This is a genomic window from Vibrio sp. 10N.237.312.B06 (assembly GCF_041464685.1).
GTDB classification, from domain to species: domain Bacteria; phylum Pseudomonadota; class Gammaproteobacteria; order Enterobacterales; family Vibrionaceae; genus Vibrio; species Vibrio tasmaniensis_A.
Genome location: NZ_JBFSPI010000161.1, coordinates 1 through 4,101, shown reverse-complemented (window position 1 = coordinate 4,101; position 4,101 = coordinate 1). Strand labels below are relative to the sequence as shown.

The 4,101-nt window shown below is 45.1% G+C and carries 9 protein-coding genes; 7 read left to right on the top strand and 2 right to left on the bottom strand.

What is annotated here, in order from left to right; genetic code table 11:
- A partial coding sequence (locus tag AB6C75_RS23030) for a tyrosine-type recombinase/integrase (protein WP_372109424.1) occupies positions 1-727 on the bottom strand: 727 nt, incomplete at its 3' end.
- Positions 728-763: 36 nt separating this feature from the next.
- Positions 764-1,063, bottom strand: coding sequence for a helix-turn-helix domain-containing protein (locus tag AB6C75_RS23025; protein ID WP_132982803.1), 300 nt, complete (start codon positions 1,061-1,063; stop codon positions 764-766).
- Between the two features lie 122 nt (positions 1,064-1,185).
- Between AB6C75_RS23025 and AB6C75_RS23020 the strand changes: the two genes are divergently transcribed.
- The 7 genes from AB6C75_RS23020 to AB6C75_RS22990 all read left to right on the top strand — a co-directional run.
- Positions 1,186-1,401 (top strand): hypothetical protein, encoded by a 216-nt coding sequence (locus AB6C75_RS23020; protein ID WP_017084672.1) that lies wholly within the window; start codon positions 1,186-1,188, stop codon positions 1,399-1,401.
- On the top strand, positions 1,398-1,595 hold the full coding sequence (locus AB6C75_RS23015; RefSeq protein WP_102502830.1) for a hypothetical protein: 198 nt from the start codon (positions 1,398-1,400) through the stop codon (positions 1,593-1,595). The genes AB6C75_RS23020 and AB6C75_RS23015 overlap by 4 nt, the downstream gene beginning before the upstream one ends.
- Before the next feature lie 4 nt (positions 1,596-1,599).
- On the top strand, positions 1,600-1,869 hold the full coding sequence (locus tag AB6C75_RS23010) for a hypothetical protein (RefSeq protein WP_102579833.1): 270 nt from the start codon (positions 1,600-1,602) through the stop codon (positions 1,867-1,869).
- The gene (locus tag AB6C75_RS23005; protein WP_076648867.1) at positions 1,866-2,114 is read left to right on the top strand and encodes a hypothetical protein; all 249 of its coding nucleotides are present in this window, start codon (positions 1,866-1,868) and stop codon (positions 2,112-2,114) included. Before AB6C75_RS23010 ends, AB6C75_RS23005 begins: the two co-directional genes overlap by 4 nt.
- Positions 2,115-2,119: 5 nt before the next feature.
- Positions 2,120-2,392 carry a hypothetical protein gene (locus AB6C75_RS23000; protein WP_102535529.1) on the top strand — a complete coding sequence of 91 codons (273 nt, stop codon included), beginning with the start codon at positions 2,120-2,122 and terminating at the stop codon, positions 2,390-2,392.
- A gap of 190 nt (positions 2,393-2,582) precedes the next feature.
- Positions 2,583-2,858, top strand: coding sequence for a hypothetical protein (locus AB6C75_RS22995; protein ID WP_102535530.1), 276 nt, complete (start codon positions 2,583-2,585; stop codon positions 2,856-2,858).
- Positions 2,859-2,867: 9 nt separating this feature from the next.
- On the top strand, positions 2,868-4,101 hold a 1,234-nt coding region (locus AB6C75_RS22990; RefSeq protein WP_372109420.1), incomplete at its 3' end, for a replication endonuclease.

Genomic DNA, 4,101 nt, shown 5'->3' with positions numbered 1-4,101 from the left:
AAGCCGATAAGCTGTTTAAAAACATCCTCTCTTCACTGATAGACTCAAGAGCGGTTAGTTCATCATAAAGCATTTTATTAATCGGCACGGTGCGATTCTTGGATGATTTGGTATTCAAAAACGTGATCTGATTATTTTTGATTTGTGAGGGCTTTAGGCTTTCCGCCTCTCCCCACCTAGCCCCTGTGGCTAAGCAAATTTTCACGATAAACACCAAAGACCGATTGCTGACTGTTTGACAAGAATCCAATAACCTTGCGATCTCATCATGCTCCAAATACCTCAACTCTTTTTCACGCTCTTTGAATTGACGAATTTGAGTGACCGGATTATCGAACTCAATCACCCCTAACCGACTTAATTCATTGAACATTGCTCTGAGATAGGCATGCTCTCGGTTGATCGTGGTCGTTGTCACTTCAATACTTCGCAGCTCTCGATAGTGCGCAAAATCTTTACTCGTAAAATCGCTCGCAATGGGGTTCCCTAAACGCTCTGATATTCGATAAAGACTCTTCCTCAGCCGAATGTGATCGCGTAGCGTCTTACCGTGCATTCGATACCAAAGCGTGATCAATTCATCCAGCGTTCGAAAGTCTTTCCCTGCACATTCCCGATCAAGTTTTAAGGCCAACCGCTTATCAAGTTGCATGGCCTTTCGCTCACTATCAAACACCTGATTAGGGGCCAGACTTGAATAATAATTCGCATTCTTCTTTAAAATCATTCTTCCCCCATCGATAGTATTTAAGCAAACAAACTGTTAGGCAAGTTTCTTGTCGCTGGTTACTTTTTCGACAATTCCGAGCTCTGATAGTATAGAGAAGTCGGGACTAATCTGGCCCGACTCAGGAAGTACTTCATCGGTCATCAACCAATAGGTGTACTTTTTGAAGCACTCGTTGTTAGTGATCTTCGTCAAAGTTTCAACGTTAGGCTTATTTACCCCTTGCTCATAATTTCTAATTGTTCCTCTTGGAATATCAGTGAGTTGTGACATATCTTCACGCCCCAACCTTTCAGCAATCCGTATCGCTTTTAATTTTTTTCCCAAATCTACCATTGATAACCTTACACAATATCGTGTAGTCTAAATGCATTACACGAATCCATGTACTGCAAGACTAAATTTAAAGGGTATTTCCGTGTATTTCACGAAAACCATCAAACCTACGAGGATATCACATGCCAATGCTGCCCGCGTTATTCATGTCTGTGCCTTTATTTGCACGTTCTCACGGAATGAGTGAAAGACAGGTACTCGATCGTCTCGATAACGCCGATTTACCCGAAGTGGAAAAAGAACTCGATGCAGGAAAGCGGTATGTCGACCTCGTTGAACTCGCGGCTCGTATGGAAGCGGGACAGTTCAAACTGTCGATATTGAGGAAGAAATCATGACTCCTCTCATCCAAATCTTCTCAAACCAAAAATGCCTACCGGTGGAAGTGGTGCCAGCCAATGAGCACTCCTCGAATTTCTCTCACGCCGTGTCAGAAATGGAAGACCGAGCCGGTCACCCTGCGTCTTTCATGGCCACCAATCTTGCCATCATCCCGCTTGAAGGTGATTTGCGCATAGTCGTACAAGGATAAGCTCATGACTCACGCCGACGTCACTCAACACCTCTACCGTTTTTGGGTGGAAGCGTACCACCAAGATATGCACTGCTTAAAAGAAAGCGCCCCATCAAGCTTGGTGTCTCAAGCGCAGTCTGAGCTCATTCATGAATCGATTCTTGAGCGTTTACATGAAGTGCGCGTCTACGCCGAAACCAGCGGCGAACACCGCTTAGCCCAATCCATCGATGACGCTTGCACAAAGATGTACTTGTTCAACGAAGCACCCTGCAAGGAGTTAACACAATGAAAGTCCAAACCGAAAACAACCTTGTCTATGACAGCAATCACCCAAAATGCCAGATCCACTTTGCCCGAACCCACGGCCGCGGATTTGCGTTCATTCAATGCCTCGATACCGGCTTAGACGGCAAAACAGAAAGAGTAAAGCGTTACTGGGGGTTCTATGCCGACTCTCTGAATGACAAAGAGAATGAAGCGGATATTTATCGCATCATGAATTCAGGCAGTCCGTGGCCTGATTTACCTGAGTAATCCTCATGGGAAATGTGTCTTACCAAGAGGCCGTGTCCAGTGTTGACTTACCTATCACTGACCCTATCCACAAGCCCTGCCCCGACATGGAAGGGCTCAAAGACTTTGACCCAGAAAAAACTAAGAGAGCGCGTTTCTTAATATCGAAGCTGAGAGAAAAGCACGGCATTAAAAAGCGCGTTAAACCGACGCCTAACCCCTTGAATTACACCTGCACAGAACGAGGCTGCATCGAGCCTTGGGGAACAGTGAGCAACGCAAAAGATGAAATTAACTGAGTTCATAAAACTGAGATACCTCTACCGGCGCAATCGCGGTATGGCGTTTCACCTTAACTACCAGACAGTCAAAAGAGATTGGCGTGAATACACAGCGTCATTAGAGATAGGGCTAAGCCATGAGTACCTAAAACACTTCCATCAACCAAACTTAACACCACCCTCATCAAATAAATCAGGAGCATAAAGAATGTACATTGTTTTTCACCCCTACCTAACCACCGATTCAGTTCACTATGCGGCTGAAATTACTCAAGACATGCAAATAAAAAAAATAGGTAAACGCACTTCAATATTAAATTTTATGGGTCTGAAATCCTTACGTTTCAATCACGCCATTAAGCCTCAAATCGGTGATTTTGTTATTTATATTACAACTGACGACGTCTACCACTGTCCAAAAGAGGACTTCCTAGAGCATCACACATTAGGAATTTGCCCCACTACGGAAGCCATTAAGTGGTAAGGCCAAGCAATGATTGAATTTAGTTTATTTAAGAAAATAAATAGTAACCCTTCATTGACGCAATATATCGCCAATCTCACGGCGCACCTGCCGGTGATGATGCGTCAAGATCTGGAACTTAAACTAGGTCTACGTAAAAAGCGCAGCAATCCTACCGACCACAATCTCGCCCTATTCATCACCGAACGTGTGAACTTTGTGGATAACGTCGTCCACCACTTTACCCAAAAATTCCCTTTTGGTTATATCTGCTATGAGCCTAAGCCTTTAGAGCTGACTCATGACATTCTCATGAGTGACGACCTAATCAAAGACTTTGCCGTTAAGCTGACCGTAGCCTTTGCCGATATCATTAACGATATCGCCATTGTCGAAACTGAAAAGCGCATTGATGGCATTCCTGATAGCTCTCTGGACTACTACGAGGCGTTGCACTACGGCTTTGAACAAATCCGTGATGTGATGCTAAAAGCGTTCATTGAGCCACCTAGCGCTGATACCCGTGATATAGGCAAAAAGCTCACCATTCGAGACGCAGAGATTATTTTAGAGTGCGCTATCCGTCGTTGTATCGACCCGAAGTATTTAACGCGCAAACTCAAGCGTCTACGCAAGCAATACATTGAGCACGCTCAAGTGACGCTTGGTAATGTCGGTAAGAAGCAAGGTCAAACGCACTACGTATCACGTCTAACCTTGTCTAACTTCAAACAAAAGATGCGCGAGTCAGAAGCGTTTATGCAAAACATGGTGGTGATTAGCCATGAGACCATGCAGGAGTTCAACCTTGCGGAAGTGGCTTCACGCACTACAGCAAATCTAGAGAACCGACGCGTTGAACTGGTTGTTCGCAGTCGTGGCGATGAAGAGCGAGCTCTTGATATGGGGTTTGAAGGGGTTTTTATCACATGGACACTTCCCTCAAAGTATCACCGTAACTCGCCCAAGTGGAACGGTTGCACCGTTAAAGAAGCGCACCAGAATTTAATGGAGCAATGGAAACTTGCCCGTGCTCACTTTGCCAAGATTGATTTACCTTGGTTTGGCCTACGGGTGGCCGAACCCCACAAAGACGGAACTCCTCACCTCCATGCGTTTGTGTATTGCGCCAAAGAGCACAAAGCCGACCTAATGCGTATCTGTGCCATGATTGCACGAAGTGAAGACGCAGACGAACTTCATACTAAGAAGAAACGCAAAGCCCGTTTTCACGCGAAACCTTGCAACCCTAAAAAAGGTAGCG

Excerpts from the sequence above, each read along its gene's own strand:
- AB6C75_RS23025 (WP_132982803.1), bottom strand. The coding sequence starts at position 1,063 with ATGGTAGATTTGGGAAAAAAATTAAAAGCGATACGGATTGCTGAAAGG.
- AB6C75_RS23020 (WP_017084672.1), top strand. The coding sequence starts at position 1,186 with ATGCCAATGCTGCCCGCGTTATTCATGTCTGTGCCTTTATTTGCACGT.
- AB6C75_RS23015 (WP_102502830.1), top strand. The coding sequence starts at position 1,398 with ATGACTCCTCTCATCCAAATCTTCTCAAACCAAAAATGCCTACCGGTG.
- AB6C75_RS23010 (WP_102579833.1), top strand. The coding sequence starts at position 1,600 with ATGACTCACGCCGACGTCACTCAACACCTCTACCGTTTTTGGGTGGAA.
- AB6C75_RS23005 (WP_076648867.1), top strand. The coding sequence starts at position 1,866 with ATGAAAGTCCAAACCGAAAACAACCTTGTCTATGACAGCAATCACCCA.
- AB6C75_RS23000 (WP_102535529.1), top strand. The coding sequence starts at position 2,120 with ATGGGAAATGTGTCTTACCAAGAGGCCGTGTCCAGTGTTGACTTACCT.
- AB6C75_RS22995 (WP_102535530.1), top strand. The coding sequence starts at position 2,583 with ATGTACATTGTTTTTCACCCCTACCTAACCACCGATTCAGTTCACTAT.